Source organism: Candidatus Thiodiazotropha endoloripes, assembly GCF_001708965.1.
GTDB lineage: Bacteria > Pseudomonadota > Gammaproteobacteria > Chromatiales > Chromatiaceae > Thiodiazotropha > Thiodiazotropha endoloripes.
The window spans coordinates 71,143-92,450 of the sequence record NZ_LVJW01000003.1; the positions used below are offsets into that span (position 1 = coordinate 71,143).

Sequence of the window (21,308 nt, forward strand, 5' to 3'; positions counted from 1 at the left end):
CCGAAAACTCCATTTTTTAAAAAAGGGTGACTCCGCATCGGAGTTAAGGGCACAGTAGAGTCAGGTTGCAAATAAATAAACCAAATACTGAAAAGTACTTTTTTATAAAACGAAAAGTACTGTATATTGAAACTTTTTCAGTGGGAGAGGGGTATGAGTCAAGTTGCAGAGCTGTTGCAGGCCTTGAAGCGCGAACTGCGTGCCAAGGGGATTACCTACCGTGAAGTCGCTGAGTTGCTGGATCTGTCTGAAAACAGTGTCAAGCGCCTGTTCGCCGAACGAAGCTTTTCCATCGCCAGGCTGGAGAAGGTTTGCGATCTAATCGATCTGGAGCTCTCCGATCTGGTGCAGATCATGGTTGAAGGGCGGGAGCGCATCACAATGCTGACGGAGGATCAGGAGCGGGAGATGGTGGGGAACACCAAACTCTTGTTGGTGGCGATCTGTATCTTTAACCACTGGCAGTTCGAACAGATACTGGCGGACTACCGCTTTACTGAGACTGAGCTGACCCAGTTGCTGGCCAAGCTCGACCGACTGAGGATCATCGAGCTTCTACCGCTTAATCGGTTTAAGCTGGTGGTGGACAAAAACTTTACCTGGCGTACCAATGGGCCGATTCAGAGGTTTTTTCAAAAGTATGCTCAGCCCGAGTTTCTCGATGCGAAATTTCTACGAGAGGATGAGGCGCTGATCTTTACCAACGGATACCTGTCTGAGAATTCGAGATTGACCATGTTACGGCAGTTGAAGCGGGTATCGGTGGAGTTCAATCGGCTGCATGAAGAGGATGGTTCATTGCCTCTTTCCCAGCGACAGGGCACCAGCTTGATGCTGGCATTCAGGCCATGGGATTTCAGTGTCTTCAATAAACTGAAGCGGGATGGATAGAGGGAGAGAGAGTGGCAAGTGATCGGTCAGAGGATCATGCTGATGTGATCCTGCCGCCGCCGGTGATTCACATAGTCAGTATCGGTTTGGGGGGTGTGATCAGCAACTATTTTCCCATGCCCCTGCCGCATTGGTTAATCCTGCAATGGGCTGGTGCAGTGCTGAGTGTTGCGGCGATCGCCATGACACTGTGGGGTATGCGTGAGTTCCGTGCCTCCCGTAATCCCGTTGCTCCAATCCGGCCGATCAATCGATTGATGGTTTCCGGGCCATATCGATTCACCAGAAATCCCCTCTACCTTTCTCTGATCCTGTTGCAACTGGGGCTTGCTCTTGTTTTTCTTAACGGCTGGATGGTGGTAATGCTACTGCCTGTAGTGGTGATTGTGCACTATTATGTTGTAATTCGGGAGGAGGCCTATCTTCTACGTCGTTTTGGCTCTGACTATCAAACCTACCAGGAGCGGGTCAGGCGATGGATATAAGCAGGTCTTGCTGCTCCTGGATGAGGGAGTGACGTGGTCTGGTTGAGGTGATGGGGTCGCTTCGGCGTCAGGCACTCTATACTCTACGAGACTTATCAGATGAGCGCTTAACAGGGTGTAACATCAGGGGTAACATCGTTGAATTCATGGATTGGATTGATATGGATATTAAGTTTGTAAGACAGGTCAGGAAGCTCCCTCGGTTTATTCGAAACCACGGCATAGACAACGTTTTCGTCTACATCTTGACGATACCACTATTATCTTTTTTCAACCTGCTGTTGACACCGATCAAGAAGAAGACAGACAAAGATCCCTTCTACCAAGTTTTTAATCGTTTTACTGCAACCGTTAATGAAATGCCCCAGGCGACCCTGCTTGAGATCGGTTCAAGAAATGTAACCGGTGTGGTGATGCGTGACCTGTTTCACTCCACAGTGGACTATACCGGAGTGGATATCCATGAAGGGGAGAACGTGGATCTGGTGGCTGATGTTCATGAGCTCTCATCCCACCTTCCGCAGAACCACTATGATGCGGTTTTTACAATCTCTGTATTCGAGCATTTGGCGATGCCCTGGCAGGCCGTGATCGAAATCAACCGGGTAATGAAGCCTGGTGGTTTGCTGTTTATCGCCACTCATCCAGTGATTCCGCCTCATGAACTGCCATGGGACTTCTGGCGTTATTCCAGAGAGACATTCAAAGTGCTGCTGAATCAAAGAACCGGCTTCGAAATATTGGAATCCGTAGAGGGAACCCCGGCTAGAATCCTCTCCTTGTCCCGTGACCGAACCACATCCAAGGTGCATTTGATACCGGTTCATCAGAGTATTGGTGTAGTGGCGAGAAAGATCGATGTGCCTGATGCTGCGCTCTCTTGGAAGTTGCCTGTGAGCAGTTTATTACAGAGTCACTACCCAAAAGGATAGATCGCTGCCTGATCGGTTCTGAAGGCCTGGAATGGAGCTGGTCCAGCCATCAGATGAACGATGTGATACAACCGGGATTCAGTTGTTAAATTAAGAAATTATAGTGGTGATCGTAGTTTGTTCTTTTTAAAACAACGAGAACGGGACGTGCTGTGAGTCAGATTGAATCGATTCAGACTTGACTGAATGGGTTCAGTACCCTGTCCTCTGTTTTCTTTGTTGGGATTTAGGGCCTATTGGATTAGTGTTAACAGGCCCTGGGGGGGATCTCTATCTGCCTTATACTTCTTCTGCTTCCGGTGGAGTATCTGTCGGCGTGACCACATCCTGTATTGCTTCCGGTGATGCGGTAATCGCACCGCTGGTCAACATCGGTGAAGCGTCCAGGTCTTCCGCATTCATCATCTCCGCGATCCGCTGCAGGGATGAGAGCAGCTGGTTCTGTTCCCAATCCTTGAGTTCACCCAGCCGTTGTTGAAAACGCTCCTGTAGAAGGGGTACGGATTGCTTGACCAGAACCTCTCCCTGTTTGCTCGCCTTCAGTATCACTTTGCGTTTGTCGCCAGCATCGCGACTCCGCTCCAGTAGCTCCCTGCTCTCAAGCCGTTTCACGACATCGGTGACGGTTGCCTGACTCAGGCTGACCCGCTTCGCCAGTTCACTGCCGGTGATCTTTCCGCTGCGAACGATCTCCGTCAACAGCAGTGCCTGTGGGCCGGTCAGTCCATGACTCTGCACCAGGTTTCTGGAGTGCTGGTCAATGGCACGGATGACCCGTCTGATGGCAATCAGGATATCTTCAGTGATGTCGGTTTGGGTCATGAAAGTATGTTCCCTAAATAATGTTAAGTTTTTATTACCAGTAAATTTGCAGGGTTTACGGATATTGATGGGATTTTTATGGCTAAAATGTTTAGAATACTAATCATAGTTAGCTGAATATAAGGATCTTCCGCCTGGCACAGATGTGTCTATACAGGCGTCCAGTTCTATGCAAAATGCAGGAAGACATCTCTCTGGGCAGATCCTTGTCTGTCTGTTTCTCGGCCTATTTGCAGCATCGGCAGTTAGTGCACCTCTCCTCTCCCTGGCGCCGGCACAGAGTACTGATGGCAAAGCCACGCTGAGCTGGGAACTTCCTGAAGGCGCCAGTGTTGAAGTTGAATCAAGTCTGGACGATCGCTTTGTCAATGTGGTCCCTCTCTATCAGGGCAGTGACCGGTCGACCGTATTGACCGGATTGAGTGATGGATCTTATCACTTCCGTGCCCGCATCATGCATCAAAATGGTGCAATTTCACCCTGGGGCGAACCGGTAAGTCTCCTTGTTGAGCATCACAGCCTTGTTAAGGCAGTGAGCTTTTTTGTCATCGGTGCGGTGGTTTTTGTGGCGACCCTCCTGTTGATCATTCTCGGTGCCAGGCGGGAACAATAGACTCATGAGTGCAAAGCCGCTACAAGTCGATTTCCCTCGTCTCAAGTCCGATGTGGAGGCGCTCGCCGCAATCGGCCGGGCGGATGATCAGGGCATCTATCGGATGGCCTTTTCCGAGGGGGATATGCAGGCCCGTAACTGGTTGCGGGAGCGTATCGTCCAGGCTGGGCTCGAGCTGCATCAGGATGGGGCGGCGAACCTGTTCGGTCGCTTGGCCTGGGATCCTGACAAACCCAGTGTGATGGTCGGTTCGCACATCGATACGGTGCCCGGCGCCGGGCATCTGGATGGTGCCCTCGGGGTGCTGTGCGGGTTGGAAGCACTGAGATCGATGAAAGAGCAGGGGATCAGCCTGAAGCGGCCATTGGAGCTGGTGGCTTTTTCCGATGAGGAGGGTCGTTTCAGTGGTATGTTCGGCTCCCAGGCCCTGTGCGGTGATATCTCCCCCCAGTGGATTCATGCCGCCAGGGATCTGTCTGGGGTGGGCTTGACCGAAGCGATGGCTGCGCAGGGGTTGGATGCCAATGAGGCGCTCTCTGCCGCCAGATCACCGGAGAGTCTGCACGCCTTTGTCGAGTTGCATATCGAACAGGGGCCGGTGCTCGATGAACTGGGCAGTTCGATCGGTGTGGTGGAGGGTATCTGCGGCCTCAAGCGCTGGGACGTACGTCTCACCGGGGTTGCCAATCATGCGGGCACCACGCCGATGCTGATGCGCAGTGACGCCTTTCAGGGCCTCGCGGAGTTCTCCGTGGAGATCGGCCGGATCCTGGAGGAGCATGGTGGTCCCCAGAGTGTCGCCACCATAGGCCGTGTTGAACTGCAGCCCGGGGCGGCCAATGTGGTGCCTGGCGAGGCCCGGTTCGCTCTGGAATTTCGCGATCTGGAAGAGTCGGTCCTGTATGACCTGAGCGATGCTTTCCGCCGTACCCTGTCAGCCATCGCCCGGCGTCGCGGCCTGATGTTCGACTTCAAGGTGGTGAGTGAACTGGCGCCGGTCAGCTGTGATCAACGCATCCGTCAGTTGATTGAATCCACGGCTCAGGCGTTTGCCTACAACCACCACCAGCTCCCCAGTGGCGCCGCCCATGACACCCAGCAATTGGCGCGGATCACCAGAACCGGCATGATTTTTGTACCGAGTAAAGATGGGCGCAGCCATTCAGCGGCGGAGTGGACCTCGTGGAATGACATCCAGGCCGGCGCCAATGTACTGCTCAACACACTCTACGAACTTGCCAATGAGGAGTCACCATGAGTGACCAAGAAGAAAAACAACCTGATCCCTATATGAACATCGATCCGCTTCGGGATACCTATCGGCAGAAGATCGCCGAAGCGGCGGGTCGCACCCACTCGCTGCAAAGACACAACACCGCGTTGTTGTGCATCGATATGCAATATCTCGATGCAGCGCCCGGTTTCGGCGTCTTCGCGGATGCGGACTCATCCGGTCTGCCGCCGGAATCCCAGGCCTACTATTTCGATCGTCTGGAGAGCATGGTGCTACCCAATGTGAGGCGTCTGCAGGAAGCCTTTCGGGCCAATCGACTGGAGGTGGTGCATACCAGAATCCAATCCCTGACCCAGGATGGCCGGGATCGTGGTCCAGGACACAAGCGTCTCAATCTGCATGCGCCGCCAGGTTCCAAGGAGGCGGAAATTCTGCCTCTGGTTGCGCCCCATGGGGATGAGATCATCATCAACAAGACCGCATCCGGGGTCTTCACCTCCACCAACCTGGAGTATGTGCTGCGCAACCTGGGTATAACCGGGCTGTTTGTGGTCGGGGTCTACTCCAATGAGTGTGTCAGTACGGCGGTGAGGGATGCCTGCGATCTCGGTTTCTATGTCACCCTGATCTCCGATGGCATCGCCACCGTAACCCCTGAGCTGCAACAGGCCACAGACACCACCATGAAGGACCGCTATGCCCGTTTGATGAACACCGACGAGGCCCTCTCGGAGATCGAAGGGGTCTTTCTTTGAACTCTGATCCGGTACTCAGTGCGGATCTTGGCTGGCTGATACTGGCTCTGTTCAGTGCCGTCTGGATCTGGCTGGGCTGGTGGCTGGGTCGGCGCGCCCAGGGGCTGGATGGTTTCATGCTCGCCGGCCGTAAGGTTGGTCTGGCCCTGGGAACTGCTACCGCCATGGCCACCTGGGTGACCAGTAACACCACCATGGCGGCACCTCAGCTCGCCTTTCAGATGGGGATCTGGGGTATGGTCGGATACTCGCTGGGTTCGATCGGTCTGATTCTGTTCGCGCCCCTGGCGAAACGGATTCGGCAGCTGATGCCCCAGGGCTTCACCAGCGGTGATTTCATCCGGCTGCGCTACGGCAATCTGGCCTGGCGGGTGTTCCTGGTAATCTCCCTCTTCTACGCCTTCGGTTGGTTGATCAGCCTGGGAATGGCTGGTGGGGTATTGATAAACGCCCTCACCGGTATCGACTACCACATCGGTATGTCAGTGATTGTCGCGGTGTGTGTCAGCTATACCCTGTTGGGTGGTTTGCGCGCGGTTATCGGCACCGATTTTCTGCAGTCGCTGATCATCCTGACCGGGATTGTCATACTGGCGGTGCTGGCGATTACCAAGGTCGGGGTCGATACCATGCATGAGCAGGTGTTGATGGAGCGGCCGGAGCTGCTCAATCTGCTGTTTCCCGCCGCCATCATGTTCCTGTTCAACAACCTGTTGTTTGGTGTCGGCGAGATCTTTCACTCCAACGTCTGGTGGAGCAGGGCCTTCGCTTTTCGTGAAGGTGTTGGGTTCAAGGCCTATTTGATCGCCGGTCTGTTCTGGACGCCGGTGCCGATTGTGGCCGGCTTTCTCGCATTGACCGTTCCCGCCTTGCAGATCAATGTGCCGACTGCGGATATGGTCGGTCCCCTGGTGGCTGGTGAGTTACTGGGCGCCGGTGGTGCGGTGCTGGTCTTCATCGTGGTCTTCTCCGCTCTGGCCTCCAGTCTGGACTCCCTGCTGGCCGCCACATCCGATCTGGTGCTGACCGATCTCTATAAAGGGCACCTGCGGCCACAGGCCAGGGAAGAAGAGCTGGTCAAGGCGGCTCGCTGGATAACCCTCGGTCTGGGCGTTATGACCTGGTTGCTCTGCTGGCCCCGCATCACCACCCTGGCGGAGCTGCTCTATTTCACCGGCGCCTTTGTCGCCAGCACTATCTGGCCGGTGGCCGCCGGTCTCTACTGGCGCAGTATCAATCCGATGGGCGCCACCCTGGCAATGACCCTGGGTACCCTGATCGGACTGCTGAGCTATTTCATGATCGGTTTCTATGTGGCGGCCCTGGTGGCGGCCGCTGTCTCCATGACCCTGGTGTTGCTGACAACCTGGTTGGCACCGCGCAGCTTTGATTGGCAGCGGCTCAATCCAACACCCGTCCCAGTTAGGGAGGTCAAGTGATGATTATCCCCCCCGAAATACTCAACCTACTGATTATTGCAGCAACAGTGATGGTGGCTGCCGCACCGGTCATCCTGCTGTTGCTCTGGTTCCGGGATAGAAAAGGAGGAACCCTGTGGTGAATGATATTAATGCTCAATTAAGCAAACCGCTGCAAGAACCGTCTTTGGATGTACAGGGTTTTGAAAGTCCGAGATCCCTGATGGAGCGGCTGGCGGAGGATCTGGTGCCGCTGCTCGAGCTGGCCCATCGACCCGTTATCTCAGCCCGTCAATTCAACCGTGAGCAGCTGGTGCAACTCTGTCGTCTGGCGGCAAAGTATGAAACCGAGCCTCACCGTATCACCCGCCCGCTTACCGGTAAGATTCTAATCTCCGCCTTCTATGAACCGAGTACCCGCACCCGCCTCTCATTCGAGAGTGCCTGGCATCGTCTGGGCGGGGATATCATGTCGATCACCGATCCGGCGACTACCGGTATTGCCAAAGGTGAATCTTTCTATGATGTGGGTGAGATGCTCAACCACTATGGGGATATGGTGGTGTTGCGCGACAGTAACAACCGGGCTGTCTATGAGATGCTCGAGGCGTTGCGTATTCCGATCGTCAATGGGGGTAACGGTACCGATGAGCATCCGACCCAGGCGATGGCGGACGTCTACACGATCCTCAAGGCGGTGCCCCAGCTGACTGATCCGAACAGCATGAAGGCCTCTGAAAAGATACGCATCGGCATTATCGGTGTGCCGGGTCGGATGCGTACTATCCGTAGCCTGCTGCTGTTCCTGTCGCTGTTTTCAGTCGGTATCGATGAGCTGGTGATTATCAGTGAGGATCAGGATCCCTTCTCCGAGGGGCAGTACAAGGAGTTGAGCGAGGCGGGATTGAATATTCGCATCACGCCCGATTTGGACAAGGTGCTGCCGCAACTGGATGTGGTCTATCTGAATGCCATCGCCTGGGTATCGGATGGCTATGAGGAGCATGGCAGGACCTATCGTCTCGATGCCGACTCGCCGTTCAAGCCCGGTGCTGTGGTGATGCACCCGCTTGCCCGAGGCGAGGAGCTCGATCGCAGTCTGGATGAGACCCCCTACAACTGGTATTTCGCCCAGGCCCGTGGTGCGGTTTTCGTGCGCATGGCGCTGCTCTCCGTGTTGTTGAAAAGTTATAGCTGAAGTAGAAAAGATATGTGTGGCATTGCAGGATTTATCTATGCGGACCGGGATCGCCCTGTCGACCCTGAAACCCTGGTGGCCATGGCGGCCATTCAACACCATCGCGGCCCGGACGGCTTTGGCGTGCGGCGCATGCCGGGGGTGGGATTCAGTCACGCCAGGCTCTCCATCGTGGACCTGGATGAGAGTCGTGGGCGACAGCCATTCGAGAGTGCCGATGGTCGACTGATGCTGACCAAGAACGGTGAGCTCTACGACTACCAGCGCATCCGTGCAGATCTCACTGCCCGGGGAGACCGGTTTCAGACCAAAAGCGATTCGGAGATGATCATGCATCTCTATCCGCGCCTGGGGCTGGAGGGGATGCTGCCCCATCTACGGGGTGAGTTCGCCTTTGCTCTCTACGACAGATCGGCCGAACGTCTGATGCTGGTGCGGGATCGCTTCGGCATCAAGCCGCTCTACTGGGCTGAAGCGGACGGGGTGCTGGTGTTCGGCTCGGAACTGAAGGTGCTGTTCGCCCATCCCGAAGTGCAGCGGAAATTCGATCCGGCGGGTGTCTATCATCAGCTGATGCAGACCATCGTGCCTGGTTCCACCGCATTCGAAAACATCCATCAGGTACCCCCTGGGCATCAGCTGGTGGTGGAGCGAAAGGGTGGGCGCTTGCATGTTTCCCAACAGAAATATTGGGACATGCCCTTTCCTGATGAGGCTGACAGACCTTCCGAATACGATGAAGATGAGTGGATCGAAGCGGTGCGCGCCAAACTGCTGGAAGCGGTGCAGCTGCGTCTGGAGGCGGACGTGCCGGTGGGCTGTTATCTCTCCGGTGGTATCGACTCCTGTTCGATTCTCGGATTGGCTGCAGCAGCCAGGCAGAGCCCGGTGAAGGCCTTCACCATCGGTTTTGACAACAAGGACTATGACGAATCCCCGATCGCCCGGGAGATGGCCGAAAGCACCGGTGCGGATCAGGATGTGATGATGCTGGATGCCTCTCATCTTTATGATAATTTTGTCGAGACTCTGTGGCACACCGAGCGGACCATCTACAACACCCTGGGGGTGGCAAAACTGTTGATGAGCCGGCATGTGCAGAGCGTCGACTACAAGGTGGTGCTGACCGGCGAGGGTTCCGATGAGTTGTTCGGTGGCTATCCCGCCTTCCGCCGGGATATGTTTCTGCACGGTCTGGATCATCTCTCCGCCGAGGAGCGTGCCGAGTGGGAGAAGCTGCTGGCGGAGCAGAACAAGCTTTTTAAGGGGGCAATGCTGGCAGAAGATGAAGTTCGTCATCAGGCGCTGGAGGAGAAGGTCGGATTCACCCCGAGCTGTCTGCAGCCCTGGCTGGCTTCCGCTACCCGGGTGCCGGGACTGCTCTCTACAGAGCTGAACGCTCAATTGACCGGCTACGATCCGGGGCAGGCCATTGCGCAGCAGCTCGATGGCGAGAGTCTCGCTGGACGCCATCCCCTGGATAAGGCCCAGTATGTCTGGATCAAGACCATGCTCGAGGGGCAGATTCTCACCTGGGGTGGTGACCGGGTCGATATGGCCAACTCCATGGAGGCCCGCCCCGCCTTTCTCGATCATCACCTGGCGGAATTGGCGGCGCAGCTACCCCCATCCCTGCGCATCAAGGGCAAGACGGAGAAGTATGTGCTGCGTGAGGCGATGAAAGGGCTGTTGCCTGAGGTGCTCTACAAGCGGGAGAAGTTTGCCTTCATGGCACCGCCTGCCCACACCGATCCGAAAAAGTGGGCCGCGATGCGGGGGTTGGCGGATGAGTATCTGAATCCGACCGCCATCGCCGATGCGGGCCTTCTGTCGGCCGACGGGGTCAAGGCGTTGTTCGATCTGCATGACGACAAGCAGTTAACGGCAGCCACCCAGAACAAACTCGATGCGATCATCAACCACCTGCTTGGTGTGCAGGTACTGCATCGTCACTTTGTGGCAACGGATGTTCCGGCACAGGCCAGGGCCAAGGCGGAACAGCTCGGCTGGCGTGTGGAAGCTTCCATGTAACGATCGGCTTGATAAGCTGACTGCACAGCCCGCGATTATGGCCAGCTGGTTTCACAACTGGTCTCCTGGTTTGCGCAAACACCTCGAAACCAGGCACGCCCCTGAGAGGCTCGCCGCTCAGCTTCGGTGAGTCTCTTCAGTGCCAGGGTTTGCGGGTTACGCGCTCTGCCAAGGGAGTAGTCCAGCAGTACCCATTCACCCGAGCAGGCGACCACCTGCACTATCTTGCCCATCGAGGTCAGCCAATCCCCCTTCAGGTCGAGCAGTTTTGCGCTCTCGGCATCGGGACGCTGATGCCCGCTACCGGATTGCACCATGAACGCCACCTGCTCACCTGGTATCCAGCCGATACCTGGATGAGTGGCTCTGATTGGCAGCTTGCTGCGGTTCGGGTCATCTTTCGCGCCACGGATCTTCAGCCAGCCCCGATCTGAGCCGATGATCTGGAACTCGATGCCAAAGTTGTGGCTGTCAAAATTGATCACATAGGCTGGCAGTATGCCAACCACCTGGGCATTCATCTCAGCTGAAGAGCGTACTTGCAGGCCATGCTGATGGGTCTCCTTTGACCAACCTTCAATCCGGCATTCGGTTTCAGTGGTGGGCACCCAGGCCTCTTCTGCAAAACTCAATGAAGTGAGCGAGAGGCAGAAGAACAGGGTAGCCGTTCTACTGAATGGTTTGTCGATAACTATGGTGTGACCTCGGTAAGCACATAATTCCAGGTGGTCTGACCCGGATGGGTTCTGATGCTCTCTTCAAAGCGCACGTAGTCGTTGGGGTGCACGGTTGTACAGCCAGCCGAATCGGTATTGGTTCGGCTGCCTGAGTGTATTTTGAATGTGCGGTTAAGGTCATCACTGGTGCCCGGGTTGCTGTTATCCACATAGCCGGTTCCGGCAGTGAAACGCTCAACCCCGCCTTGCCCCTGGTTTACCGACTGTGGTGTTGGTCTCAGTGCAAAATCACTGCCGCCTGCCGAGGCTGGATTGCGATGGGTATCTTCATACATTTGAATGGTCTGTGGCGCGGCCAGTCTGCCCTGGTCACGGATACCATCACCCGTGACATCCTCACCGACCGAGCGCCGGAATCGGTTATCCGGATGGTTGGCCAGGTTGGCATCATATTGTGCGCTGGGCTCGGTTGAAACCCGATTGAACTCCTCTACGTGAACGGTGCCATTGGCCTCTCTGGAGATGACGGCGATGCGGTCATCGTAAACCCCCCGGCCATGGTTTTCCAAGCTGCCGGTTTCAGAACGCAGGCCGACGATGACACTGTTCCCGTTGGCCAGGTCATCCCGTGCGGCCTGATCGCCTCGGGTCTGTACAATACTGGCGTAGACATCAAATTTCTGTTGATCGGAGAGTGTGGATGTCACCGGCATCTCGGGTGTTTGGCTGCCGGCTTGATTGATCTGCCTGATGGCTGTACCGATCTCTGCCGGACTGGTGAACAGGTTCTGATTGTTGTGAGAGGTGTCAGGTGAAATGGAGTACTGGAGCTCAGCGCTGACCATCCGGTCGAGTGCCTGTTGAACAGCGGGAGCTTGTCCCTGTTTGTGGTTGTTCAGAAGTGCGACCGCTTCTCCCTGTATGCCCTGTCTGAACAGGTTGGCAACCTCCTGTGCGACAGTCTGGTTGCTTCGAAATGGCGTGCTGAGGGGAGTATGGGTTGCCCCGAACAGATAGTTTGGTGAGCGTAATTGATTGGTGCCAAATGTGGTTGCTGATCCGTTCATGGATAACTCCAGTATCTCAGTTCCTTGATTTGCAGGAGTTCTATTCTATGGGCTCCATTCAGGCTTGGGCACTGGGGATTACCCTAGCGCCTGTTAAGCCGAATACAATCGTTCGGTTTACTGGTTGATGTCCACCCAAAGTGTCACGGTTTCCGGTGGCAGACAGACCTGATCGTTACAGGCCTGAAGCTGTAACTCAACCGGCAGTGTCGTTGTTTCAGTTTTCTCTTCATCGAGTTGTTTCAACAGAGTTTGTAAGCTGATTTCTCCCCCATAGACAGAGAGTGGCTGTTGCTGAAATGCGAGTCTCTCCTGTTTTCCCTTTGGGTAGGTTACCGGCCCCATCTGCCAGCCTTCGAGCTGTTGTGCAAGTGTCAGGCGGGTTGCAATCAGATCCTTGCCGTTGGGTTGGTTGGAGTTGATGTGCCAGCCTTCCGGGATCTCGATCTTCAGGTTCAGCAGGATCTGTTGAGCGGCCTTGCTGGTGTTGGCTTGAATGCGGATGCCGCCCTGTCCGGCATAGGCCCTCGAGCCGAGTTCCCCATGCTGGTGGTCGGCCACGGCACTCAGCAGATAACCGTAACTGATCGGTGTTGCTTCGAGGGCCGGGGCAAAGCGGGCTATCAGGGCATCGGTCTGCTTGCGAAAGTCCAGTTCGCCACTGCGCTGCCAGAGTCGCTGCAGGCTGTGTATTGCGACGGAACTGCCCGAGGGAATGGCATTGTCAGAGCCCTCATCCTTGGGGCGTCCCATACCGGTGATGCTGCTCTCGGCCTCATTCATGAAAAAGCCGCCCTGCTGATCGTCGAGAAAGCGTTCGGTCATCGCTCCGGCAAGCTCTTTGGCGCGGTTCAACCAGCGCTGTTCGGCGGTCAGGTCGTAGAGGTAGAGAAAGCTCTCCGACAGGTAGGCGTAATCCTCCTGGGTGGCCCGGATGGAAGACTGACCATTCAGGTGGACCCGCCACAGATGGCCGGTTTTATAACGGTTCTGCTGCCAGAGAAAATCGGCCGCCTTGATTGCCGCATCACGATAGCTGTTGTTATCCAGCAGATCGGCGGCCTGGGCAAATGCGGTGATCATCATACCGTTCCATGCGGTGACGATCTTGTCATCTCTGAGGGGTGGGATGCGTTTGTTGCGTCTCTCCAGCAGTATCCGGTTGATCTCCTCCATCTGTGTCAGCAGATCGGTCAATCCGAGTTGGTTCTCTTCGGCAAACTCGGTGAACGATTGCGGCAGGTGGAGAATGTTGCGACCTTCAAAGTTTCCGGATGGTGTTACCCCGTAGAGAGCGCTCGCCAGACTCGCCTGCTGCTGATCTAGAGCGGTGTTCAGCTCATCCTGGGTCCAGGTGAAAAACAGTCCCTCTTCGCCTTCGCTGTCAGCATCGGTTGCGGAATAGAACCCTCCCTCCGGTGCGGTCATCTCACGCAGTACATAGTCGAGGGTCTGGGTGGCGATCCGACGAAACTCCTCTCTGCCGGTGATACGCCAGGCTCCCAGGTAGATACGACTGAGATGGGCCTGGTTGTAGAGCATCTTTTCGAAGTGGGGTACCAGCCACTCATAGTCGGTGGAGTAGCGATGGAATCCGCCTGCCACCTGATCATAGATGCCACCCCGTCCCATCTGGTCCAGTGTTATCGTCAGCATCTGCAGGGCCTCTTCATCCCCATGTCGTTGCGCCTGGTCGAGCAGCAGATAGAGCCAGGGTTCCCTGGGGAACTTCGGTGCCTGACCAAAGCCCCCCTGGATCTCATCGAATGCGTTCTGCATGCTCTTCACTGCCTGGCCGATGACCCCTGGATCGAGTGCCTTTGCCTCGCCTCTCAGACGATTGCTCTGCGCCACCGCATCCGCCACTTTTTCGGCCTGAGCAATCAGTTCGTCTGATCTCTCTACCCAGAGTTTCTTCACCTGGTCTAGCAGCGAGGTGAACTGTTCAGGGGTGAAATAGGTGCCGCCGTAGAAAGGTTTACCCTCGGGGGTCAGAAAGCTGGACATGGGCCAGCCCCCGTGACCGGTCATCAGCATCACAGCGGTCATGTAGACCTCATCCACATCGGGATGGCTCTCCCGGTCCACCTTGATGGCAATGAAGTCACGGTTCAGCTGGGCGGCGATCGACAGGTTTTCAAAACTCTCCCGCTCCATCACATGACACCAGTGACAGGTTGAATAACCGATGGAGAGAAAGATCGGTTTATTCTCCTGTTTTGCCTTCTGGAAGGCTGCCTCGGACCAGGGGTGCCAGTCGACCGGGTTATGTGCATGCTGTAGCAGATAGGGAGAATCCTCCAGGATTAGTTGGTTGATATAACTGGGGGTGCCATCCGCATTGAAATGTTCGGTTCGCGGTCGGTAGCCAATGCCTTTATCCAGATAGGCCTGATAGAGTTTTTTTGCCATAGACTCGGATCTCTCCAGATGTAGGGTCTCATCTGCATGGCCTGCCGGTTGCAGAACCAGCAGGCTGATAACAATCAACAGAACTCTTGGCATAGCTAACGCTCACCCTTGCCGTTGCAGGCTGTCTATTCCGTACAGAGTCAAAAGCTCAGTCTGACCTGTTGATCCATCGGCAGAGTCGGATCGGCCGCCCACTCCTGGGTGGATCCGTCGTAGAGTTTGGCCTGATGGTTACCGAGCAGCTCGTGGGAGACAAACCAGGCCAGTGCAGCACGATTGCCGGTGTGGCAATAGTTGATCTGTGCACCTTGCAGAGGGACATTGCCGGCCGTGTAGATCTGCTTCAGGTTCTCCACGCTGTGCAGTTTGCCGCTGCCGTTGACGGTCAGCCAGTCGTAGTTGAGATTGACCGCGCCGGGCAGACTGCCGGGACGCTCCTTGGCGCCACCTTTATAGATGCCCAGGTACTCCGCACGGGTGCGGTTATCCACCGCCAGAGCACCTGAGTTGACGGCCTGTTCAACCGCCTTGGCATCCGGATTCATCTGCGCTCGGTAGTCTGCCTTGAAAGTGGTGGGCTTGAGCTGATGATTGCCTTTCTCCAGGGGGTATTTTCGGGTCTCCGCATAGGCGATCAGACCACCATCCAGGATTGAAACCTTATCGTGTCCCAGGACTTTGAAACTCCAGTAGACCCGGGATGCCACTGCCATATCACCGGCGCTGGCACCGAGCGGAATCAGCACCACATGTGAGCTGTTGCCGATGCCCAGGGAGCCGATCAGCTTCTCCATGATGGGAACCGGGGGCAGTAGTTTGGGTTGGCCCTTTTTTTCCGTCCGCCAATGACCATATTCGGTGTTTATGGATCCCGGGATATGAAACCGCAGGTAGTTCTGGTTGCTCTGCAGATCGAGCAACACCAGGTCGGGGCTGTTTTTGTTCTGTTGCAGCCACTCGACGGATACCAGTGGTTGGGCCGAGAGGGGAAGTGCGGTTGCGAGAAGTATCAGGATGAAAGCGAATCTGTACATATGGCACCTTGATATCGAGTTTTTTACTATGGTGTTGGTTGTCGGCAGGAGATTACACCATAAGGTTTGCCTGATCTCCGTTTAAATGCATTGAGATTGTTTTATACGACATACCGAGTCGCGGGGTTGATAATTATGTGATCGGATTCCTCGGATAAAGTTGCGTCAGCAGCTATTTACTCTCTGTATCACTACCAGTCGGCCTGTTATTGTGAATAACTCTTGCGATCAATCCACTCGCTTGATTGAGTCGATTGGAGGGTCGTTTCATACAGGGTTTGAACTCCAGGCCTCATTCTGACGCCAAACCGATTGAGAAAAAACATTCTGCCCCTCTGGTAATCACGGGGCCCTGTGTCAGAATAGTGTGATCATGAAAAATACGATTATTAAGCTACTCTTGGCTTGTTTGATGTTGTTGCTCTCAGCCGGAGTGACTGCAGATGATTACGCAGATGGGATGGCCGCGCTGACAGGTGGCGATTACACCACCGCCTATCGGACGTTCAAACGACTGGCAAAGCGGGACCATGTGGAGGCCCAATTCCAGCTCGGCATGCTCTATCTCCATGGTCGTGGGACAAAGCAGAATACCCAGCAGGGCGTCAACTGGCTGAAACAGGCAGCAGAGGATGGCTACTACTATCTGGCGGCCAATGAACTGGGTCAGATCTACCTGGCTGGACAGTGGGTGGAGCGCAGTGAGAGCGAGGCCATCAAGTGGCTTGAGCTGGCAACCCAGATAGCCGAGGAAAATGAGGATGAGGCGGAAGACGGCTGTGATTGATCCGCTTGCAAGACCATGAAATTCAGTGATTTTGGGTTCAAGGAAAATCCGTTTGCCATCACCCCGGATCCCCGCTATCTCTATCTGAGTCGGGGGCATGAGGAGAGTCTGGCCCATTTGATCTATGGCGCCGGACCGAATGGCGGATTCGTGCTGCTCACGGGAGAGGTCGGGACCGGCAAAACCCTGTTGCTGCGAAGTCTGCTGGCCCAACAGCTTGAGGATGTGGAAGTTGCCCTGATTCTCAATCCCCGGCTTTCCAGACGGGAGTTTCTGGCAACCATCTGTGATGAACTCGGTATCTCATACAAAGGCCCCCCATACTCCCTGAAACATCTCAGCGATCGGTTGGCCAAGCATCTGCTGGAGATCCACAGTGCCGGAAAACATACGGTGCTGGTGGTGGATGAAGCACAAAACCTGAGTCCGAGAGTACTCGAGCAGGTTCGCTTGCTGACCAACCTGGAGACATCCCAGCATAAGCTGTTGCGCATCATTCTGGTTGGTCAGCCGGAACTGCTGCAGATTCTCGATCGCAAAGAGTTGAGGCAGGTCGATCAGCGGATCACTGCCCGATACCATCTGTCACCCTTGAACCGTGCGGAGACCCGGGCCTATATCAGTCACCGCCTGGCGGTCGCCGGTGAACGGGAGGATCTGTTCACCCCAGCCGCGCTGTGGCTGATGCATCGCTACTCCCGAGGCATACCCCGGCTGATCAACACCATCTGCGAACGGGCGCTGCTGGCGATCTATACCAGCGGCAAACAGCGAATCGATGCCCGCATGGTGTGGCGGTCCGCCAAAGAGGTCAAGGGGCGCAAGGCGAAACGCAAGCATGGCCTGAAGCTCGGCGTAGCGGCCGCTCTGCTGTTGCTGTTGGCCGTTGGGGGCGGTTGGTTCTGGTTTGATAACTACCTGAGCCGCAGTGTGGATATGAGTGTCGAATCAGCGCCTCAAACACAGAATACAGGTGAGGAGCAATCCGCTGAAGAGATAAGCAAGATGCCCCAGAGCGGGGAGTTGAGTCCTCAGGCTGAGGTTGAACCACCTCAACAATCCGAAACATCGGCTGACGACTCCCAAACCAGCCTGTTGGGACAGCCTGCTGAACTGTCACAAACTCCCTCAGTCGAGCAGCCAGAAGTGTTGCCCCAGCCCCCTTTGACAGCGCTGCAGGAGATCGGGATCCTTGAGACTGATGAGGGAAATGTTGAGACTGCCGCCAGCCCGGGTGTGGAGCATAAGGATCCACCCAGAGAGATCGAGCTGGAGAGACTCTTCAGTCAGCCACAGGACCGCTTCAGCAGTTACCAGAAGCTGTTTCAGGTGTGGGATGCCTCGATTAATCTGAACACCGCATCCCATCCCTGCCAACAGGCGCCGGAGTATGGATTACGCTGCTTGAGTGAGTTTGCCGACTGGGCAACTCTGTTGCGTTTAAATCGCCCCCTGCTGATTCGCCTGAAACAGGATGTCCAGGAGCGCCTGCTGTTCCTTACCCATGTGGATGATGAGTGGCTGTTGGTCGATACCGGTGAGTCCAAGGGTGTAGTCAAGCTGGATCAACTCAAGCGTTTCTGGCGGGGAGGGTTTGTCATGCTATGGAAACCCCATGCCGGGCTGGCATTGATCGGTCAGGGCTCCACGGGAGAGGCGGTTACCTGGTTGCGCAATCGTCTCACTCTTGTGGATGGTGTAGAGCTGGTCCTGGTGGAGGGGCTGGATCGTTTTGACACAGCCCTCAAGTCCCGTCTTGAGGCGTTTCAACGCCAAAATGGTCTCGATGCAGATGGTGTGGCTGGTCAGCAGACCCAGGTCTATCTGAATAATCTGCAGCTACCCGCAGGCACCCCAACTCTTGCCGCCAATCCAGGGAGCGGGGGGCGCTGATATGTCGCTGATTCTAGAAGCCCTGAAGAAGGCGGAACGGCAGCATAAACTGGGCAAGGTTCCGGGTATTTCAGGGCAGGCCTCCGAGCAGGAGAGTCAGGCTGGCAGTCGTCTCAGGTGGGGGCTGTTGTCGCTGATGGGGCTGGCCATTTTGGCGGTCGGTCTCTACCTGGGTGGCATTCAGAACCGATCCCAGCCGGATTCCCAACCTCAGGTCAATCTCAAACCTGAGCCGGCCACCAAAACCGCTCCGGTGGCTGAGCCGGCACGCCCTCCTGGGGAGCTTACAGTCAGGCCGGTAAGAGCCGGTCAGGGTGCGACCGGGGTAAAGCCGCAGCCCGAGGCGGCACCAGTGGTGACACAGGCTCCGCCCGTAAAGCCGATGACCCAAGCGACTCAACCTGTTGACAAGCCCGGACAACCGACCCCGCAACCTGTGGTGACGGTAAAACCGCTCCAGGTGCCACCGCCGCCAGCACCGAAACCACCGCCGCCAAGGGCCATACCTCTGCACGATATGCCGGGTGGATTCGTATCCAATCTGCCGGCGATGAATATTGATATTCACAGTTATGATCCTCGTCCGCTGAAACGCTATGTACTGGTCAACATGGAGAAGTACCGGGAGGGGGACTATCTGGCTGAAGGTCCCTTGCTGATCGAGATACTGCCCGAAGGGGTGATTATGGAGCATATGGGGGAACGTTTTATTTTTCCCCTGGGAAATCTCTGAGCGGGATCTGCCCTGCTGAAAATCAGCGATTATCTGGACAGACGGTAGAGTCGAGCCGATGAGCCAGAGGCTGTGGTGTGGCCTGTTGGTCACTGTTCAGGGTATATTGATATTCACTGAATGGTTGTGTGGTTGGGTCAAGGAGCGCAGGATGAAGGAACGAAACATATTGTTGGTGGGAGCTTATCTGTTATTGCTGCTGCCACTCAATGCCCAGGCTGTGATCTACAAATGGTATGACGAAAAGGGCAAGGTGCACTACAGTCAATCACCGCCGCCCAAGGGCAGTCAGCGGGCACCCATCGACACCAGCACCTTTTCCACCATGGAGATGCGCAAAGCGCCTAAAGTCTCTCTCACCCCGAAGAAAAAGCGTAAGCCGAAGTCCAAACCGCAAAAAAAGAGTGTGGTTAAAACAATCAGCAAACGACCGAATACCCGCAGCACCTGCCCGCTCAAGCGTTGACAGGGTGAAGGTCTAGGAAGCTTTTTTCAGCGGGTAGATGGTATGCAGGATATACTCAATACCGGGTTCAACCTCCTCAGCGATTGAACGGCAGGTTGCCAGATCGAGACCAGTTTTCTGCAGCGCGGCAGGGTGGGGGGTGTTAAGACCTTCACCAAGCTCGCCATTTCCCATCATGGTATCGCTCACCATAGCCGCAATATGAACCATTGCAGTCTCCGCCGGGTGGTGTTTGGCGCGGAGTGGCTCGGTATGAAATTCCGTGGTTTCGATGAGACAGAGGGGGAAGCTCCACTGGCGCATCAGGGTGGCGCCGACCCGCGCATAATCCAGACCGATCAGCTCCCGTTCCACTTCCACCAGTGGTTGGGAGTGTTGTTGAGATCGCTGCAATGCCTGCTGGGTCTGCTCCGGTATGCTCTGATGCATGATCAGGTGACCCAGGTCATACAGCAGACCGCAGACAAACAGCCGTTCACTGTCTATCAGGCCCATGCGTCTGGCAATGCCTTGGGCAACCAAGCCGCAGAAGATACTGCGTCGCCAGTAATCCTGCATATCAAACGCGCTGTCAGACGGCTCATGCAACGACTCGGAGATAGAGGTGGCCAGGGTAAGATCATGAATCTGTTGCGTCCCGAGCAGGGAGACTGCGCGAAAAACGGTCTCGATCTTACTGGCCAGGCCAAAGTAGGGGCTGTTGATCAGTTTCAGAACGCGGGTGGTTAGGGCCGGGTCGCTGCGGATGGTATCGGCAACATCATCCAGGCGGTATTCCGGTGTGTCGATAATAGCCTTTAGCCGGATATAGACATCAGGCAAGGTGATGAGCTTACAGTCCCGGGTGATCTTTTCCCACAGTGTCGACATAGGCACCTCGTGAACAGATAGTGCTCAACCTCGGTTCCTGTGGGTAGAATCTGAAGGATCTGTTCAGTCATGAATATTTGACGCCGGTTATTCATTATCCTTTGGCGACGACCGCATTATAGCAACAATGGTTCAGATTGGTCTGCCGGAAATAGAAAAAGTTTCTTCCATTACGCTACTCGGGAATCACCGCTCGATAGTCGATCTGGCGACAGCCCAGACCGTGATTTCAGCCGCACCGTGTCGCTTCAGCGTTTTGCTCATTTCGTTGATCGTCGATCCGGTGGTGATCACATCGTCCAGGATCGCTACCCGGCTACCCTGCAGGCTGCCATAGACGCGAAACGCATGGCGAAGATTGTTTCGCCTCAAGCGTTCGTTGAGGTCGGATTGGGCATTGGTATTGCGGCTGCGTTTCACCAGACGGTCTTCCAGGGGAATCCGATAGTGCTTCGCCACGACCCGAGCCAACTCCTGAGCCTGGTTGAATCCCCGTTCCCTCATGCGCTGTCGATGGAGAGGCACTGGAAGCAGTAGATCCGGTGGATCTTGCACCTCACCCAGGCGATCGATGATCAATCGGGCGAGCGGTATGGTCAGATGCAGCTGGTGACGGAACTTAAGCTGTGCGATCAGATGGTTGGATGGTGCTTCATAGCGCAGGGCAGTGTGGCATGATACATAGGGGAGCTCGCTTTTGAGACAGGCGCCACAGCGGGTCTCAGCGGGTGCGTCGGGGGGAAGTGGCAGAGCGCAGCGAGGGCAGGCATGGCGATTGAACGGTAGCGATTGATAGCAGGGGTCGCAAAAACGGGTTCTATGGTCGGCTTCCGCACCGCAGAGCAGACAGTTCTGTGGGTAGATATGTTTAAGCAGTAGCTCCAGCCAGTCGGACTTCATCGCTCCATCCATGGATATCAGTGGTTGATCGGTGCGCTCAGTGATCCTTTTGAGTCGATTTTCAGTTTAACCGTTGCAGTCTGCCCAGTA

The 21,308-nt window shown here is 55.6% G+C and carries 21 protein-coding genes; 14 read left to right on the plus strand and 7 right to left on the minus strand.

Annotation, left to right across the window (positions count from 1 at the left end; genetic code table 11):
• Window positions 1-153 precede the first annotated feature (153 nt).
• From A3193_RS00315 to A3193_RS00325, 3 genes are all read left to right on the plus strand, one after another.
• Window positions 154-891, plus strand: coding sequence for a helix-turn-helix domain-containing protein (locus A3193_RS00315; RefSeq protein ID WP_069013771.1), 738 nt, complete (start codon window positions 154-156; stop codon window positions 889-891).
• A gap of 11 nt (window positions 892-902) precedes the next feature.
• Window positions 903-1,376, plus strand: coding sequence for a methyltransferase family protein (locus A3193_RS00320; RefSeq protein WP_069013772.1), 474 nt, complete (start codon window positions 903-905; stop codon window positions 1,374-1,376).
• Between the two features lie 161 nt (window positions 1,377-1,537).
• A complete protein-coding gene (locus A3193_RS00325) occupies window positions 1,538-2,308 on the plus strand; it encodes a class I SAM-dependent methyltransferase (protein ID WP_162272416.1) in 771 nt (256 codons plus the stop codon).
• 279 nt (window positions 2,309-2,587) lie between these two features.
• Here A3193_RS00325 and A3193_RS00330 read toward each other — a convergent pair whose 3' ends face one another.
• A complete protein-coding gene (locus A3193_RS00330) occupies window positions 2,588-3,130 on the minus strand; it encodes a MarR family winged helix-turn-helix transcriptional regulator (RefSeq protein ID WP_069004223.1) in 543 nt (180 codons plus the stop codon).
• A gap of 169 nt (window positions 3,131-3,299) precedes the next feature.
• On the opposite strand from A3193_RS00330, the gene A3193_RS00335 reads away from it, so the two are divergent.
• From A3193_RS00335 to asnB, 7 genes are read left to right on the plus strand one after another with little or no spacing between them, the layout of a single operon-like run.
• A complete protein-coding gene (locus A3193_RS00335; protein ID WP_069004224.1) occupies window positions 3,300-3,743 on the plus strand; it encodes a fibronectin type III domain-containing protein in 444 nt (147 codons plus the stop codon).
• Between the two features lie 4 nt (window positions 3,744-3,747).
• A complete protein-coding gene (locus tag A3193_RS00340) occupies window positions 3,748-5,001 on the plus strand; it encodes a Zn-dependent hydrolase (protein ID WP_069004225.1) in 1,254 nt (417 codons plus the stop codon).
• A complete protein-coding gene (locus tag A3193_RS00345; protein WP_069004226.1) occupies window positions 4,998-5,732 on the plus strand; it encodes a cysteine hydrolase family protein in 735 nt (244 codons plus the stop codon). Before A3193_RS00340 ends, A3193_RS00345 begins: the two co-directional genes overlap by 4 nt.
• A complete protein-coding gene (locus A3193_RS00350) occupies window positions 5,729-7,171 on the plus strand; it encodes a sodium:solute symporter family protein (protein WP_069004227.1) in 1,443 nt (480 codons plus the stop codon). Before A3193_RS00345 ends, A3193_RS00350 begins: the two co-directional genes overlap by 4 nt.
• Complete coding sequence (locus tag A3193_RS20865; RefSeq protein WP_268802936.1) at window positions 7,171-7,293, plus strand: hypothetical protein; 123 nt, start codon at window positions 7,171-7,173, stop codon at window positions 7,291-7,293. Before A3193_RS00350 ends, A3193_RS20865 begins: the two co-directional genes overlap by 1 nt.
• Window positions 7,287-8,348 carry an aspartate/ornithine carbamoyltransferase family protein gene (locus A3193_RS00355; RefSeq protein WP_069004228.1) on the plus strand — a complete coding sequence of 354 codons (1,062 nt, stop codon included), beginning with the start codon at window positions 7,287-7,289 and terminating at the stop codon, window positions 8,346-8,348. The genes A3193_RS20865 and A3193_RS00355 overlap by 7 nt, the downstream gene beginning before the upstream one ends.
• 12 nt (window positions 8,349-8,360) lie before the next feature.
• Complete coding sequence (gene asnB / locus A3193_RS00360; protein WP_069013774.1) at window positions 8,361-10,379, plus strand: asparagine synthase (glutamine-hydrolyzing); 2,019 nt, start codon at window positions 8,361-8,363, stop codon at window positions 10,377-10,379.
• A gap of 35 nt (window positions 10,380-10,414) precedes the next feature.
• On the opposite strand, the gene A3193_RS00365 is transcribed toward asnB, so the two are convergent.
• The 4 genes from A3193_RS00365 to A3193_RS00380 form a co-directional block, all read right to left on the minus strand.
• Window positions 10,415-10,987, minus strand: a complete 573-nt coding sequence (locus tag A3193_RS00365; protein ID WP_141694745.1) for an SH3 domain-containing protein — start codon at window positions 10,985-10,987, stop codon at window positions 10,415-10,417.
• Window positions 10,988-11,070: 83 nt separating this feature from the next.
• Complete coding sequence (locus A3193_RS00370; protein ID WP_069013776.1) at window positions 11,071-12,123, minus strand: hypothetical protein; 1,053 nt, start codon at window positions 12,121-12,123, stop codon at window positions 11,071-11,073.
• A 117-nt stretch (window positions 12,124-12,240) separates the two neighbouring features.
• Window positions 12,241-14,628, minus strand: a complete 2,388-nt coding sequence (locus A3193_RS00375; protein ID WP_083218232.1) for a DUF255 domain-containing protein — start codon at window positions 14,626-14,628, stop codon at window positions 12,241-12,243.
• Between the two features lie 47 nt (window positions 14,629-14,675).
• On the minus strand, window positions 14,676-15,569 hold the full coding sequence (locus A3193_RS00380) for a sulfurtransferase (RefSeq protein ID WP_069004232.1): 894 nt from the start codon (window positions 15,567-15,569) through the stop codon (window positions 14,676-14,678).
• A gap of 412 nt (window positions 15,570-15,981) precedes the next feature.
• Here A3193_RS00380 and A3193_RS00385 point away from each other — a divergent pair, with 412 nt between their 5' ends.
• From A3193_RS00385 to A3193_RS00400, 4 genes are all read left to right on the plus strand, one after another.
• The gene (locus A3193_RS00385) at window positions 15,982-16,356 is read left to right on the plus strand and encodes a tetratricopeptide repeat protein (RefSeq protein WP_162272415.1); all 375 of its coding nucleotides are present in this window, start codon (window positions 15,982-15,984) and stop codon (window positions 16,354-16,356) included.
• 15 nt (window positions 16,357-16,371) lie between these two features.
• Window positions 16,372-18,249, plus strand: coding sequence for an ExeA family protein (locus A3193_RS00390; protein WP_069004233.1), 1,878 nt, complete (start codon window positions 16,372-16,374; stop codon window positions 18,247-18,249).
• Between the two features lies 1 nt (window position 18,250).
• On the plus strand, window positions 18,251-18,982 hold the full coding sequence (locus A3193_RS00395) for a general secretion pathway protein GspB (protein ID WP_069004234.1): 732 nt from the start codon (window positions 18,251-18,253) through the stop codon (window positions 18,980-18,982).
• A gap of 151 nt (window positions 18,983-19,133) precedes the next feature.
• Entirely contained in the window at window positions 19,134-19,448 is a 315-nt protein-coding gene (locus A3193_RS00400; protein ID WP_069004235.1) for a DUF4124 domain-containing protein, read from the plus strand.
• Between the two features lie 12 nt (window positions 19,449-19,460).
• On the opposite strand, the gene A3193_RS00405 is transcribed toward A3193_RS00400, so the two are convergent.
• Complete coding sequence (locus tag A3193_RS00405) at window positions 19,461-20,318, minus strand: HDOD domain-containing protein (RefSeq protein ID WP_069004236.1); 858 nt, start codon at window positions 20,316-20,318, stop codon at window positions 19,461-19,463.
• 186 nt (window positions 20,319-20,504) lie between these two features.
• Window positions 20,505-21,218 (minus strand): ComF family protein, encoded by a 714-nt coding sequence (locus tag A3193_RS00410; RefSeq protein WP_162272414.1) that lies wholly within the window; start codon window positions 21,216-21,218, stop codon window positions 20,505-20,507.
• Window positions 21,219-21,308 lie beyond the last annotated feature (90 nt).

Bases quoted from the DNA above. Each gene is read 5' to 3' on its own strand.
- A3193_RS00315 (WP_069013771.1), top strand. From the start codon at position 154: ATGAGTCAAGTTGCAGAGCTGTTGCAGGCCTTGAAGCGCGAACTGCGT.
- A3193_RS00325 (WP_162272416.1), top strand. From the start codon at position 1,538: ATGGATATTAAGTTTGTAAGACAGGTCAGGAAGCTCCCTCGGTTTATT.
- A3193_RS00330 (WP_069004223.1), bottom strand. From the start codon at position 3,130: ATGACCCAAACCGACATCACTGAAGATATCCTGATTGCCATCAGACGG.
- A3193_RS00335 (WP_069004224.1), top strand. From the start codon at position 3,300: ATGCAAAATGCAGGAAGACATCTCTCTGGGCAGATCCTTGTCTGTCTG.
- A3193_RS00340 (WP_069004225.1), top strand. From the start codon at position 3,748: ATGAGTGCAAAGCCGCTACAAGTCGATTTCCCTCGTCTCAAGTCCGAT.
- A3193_RS00345 (WP_069004226.1), top strand. From the start codon at position 4,998: ATGAGTGACCAAGAAGAAAAACAACCTGATCCCTATATGAACATCGAT.
- A3193_RS20865 (WP_268802936.1), top strand. From the start codon at position 7,171: ATGATTATCCCCCCCGAAATACTCAACCTACTGATTATTGCAGCAACA.
- asnB (WP_069013774.1), top strand. From the start codon at position 8,361: ATGTGTGGCATTGCAGGATTTATCTATGCGGACCGGGATCGCCCTGTC.
- A3193_RS00370 (WP_069013776.1), bottom strand. From the start codon at position 12,123: ATGAACGGATCAGCAACCACATTTGGCACCAATCAATTACGCTCACCA.
- A3193_RS00375 (WP_083218232.1), bottom strand. From the start codon at position 14,628: ATGCCAAGAGTTCTGTTGATTGTTATCAGCCTGCTGGTTCTGCAACCG.
- A3193_RS00380 (WP_069004232.1), bottom strand. From the start codon at position 15,569: ATGTACAGATTCGCTTTCATCCTGATACTTCTCGCAACCGCACTTCCC.
- A3193_RS00385 (WP_162272415.1), top strand. From the start codon at position 15,982: ATGTTGTTGCTCTCAGCCGGAGTGACTGCAGATGATTACGCAGATGGG.
- A3193_RS00390 (WP_069004233.1), top strand. From the start codon at position 16,372: ATGAAATTCAGTGATTTTGGGTTCAAGGAAAATCCGTTTGCCATCACC.
- A3193_RS00395 (WP_069004234.1), top strand. From the start codon at position 18,251: ATGTCGCTGATTCTAGAAGCCCTGAAGAAGGCGGAACGGCAGCATAAA.
- A3193_RS00400 (WP_069004235.1), top strand. From the start codon at position 19,134: ATGAAGGAACGAAACATATTGTTGGTGGGAGCTTATCTGTTATTGCTG.
- A3193_RS00405 (WP_069004236.1), bottom strand. From the start codon at position 20,318: ATGTCGACACTGTGGGAAAAGATCACCCGGGACTGTAAGCTCATCACC.
- A3193_RS00410 (WP_162272414.1), bottom strand. From the start codon at position 21,218: ATGAAGTCCGACTGGCTGGAGCTACTGCTTAAACATATCTACCCACAG.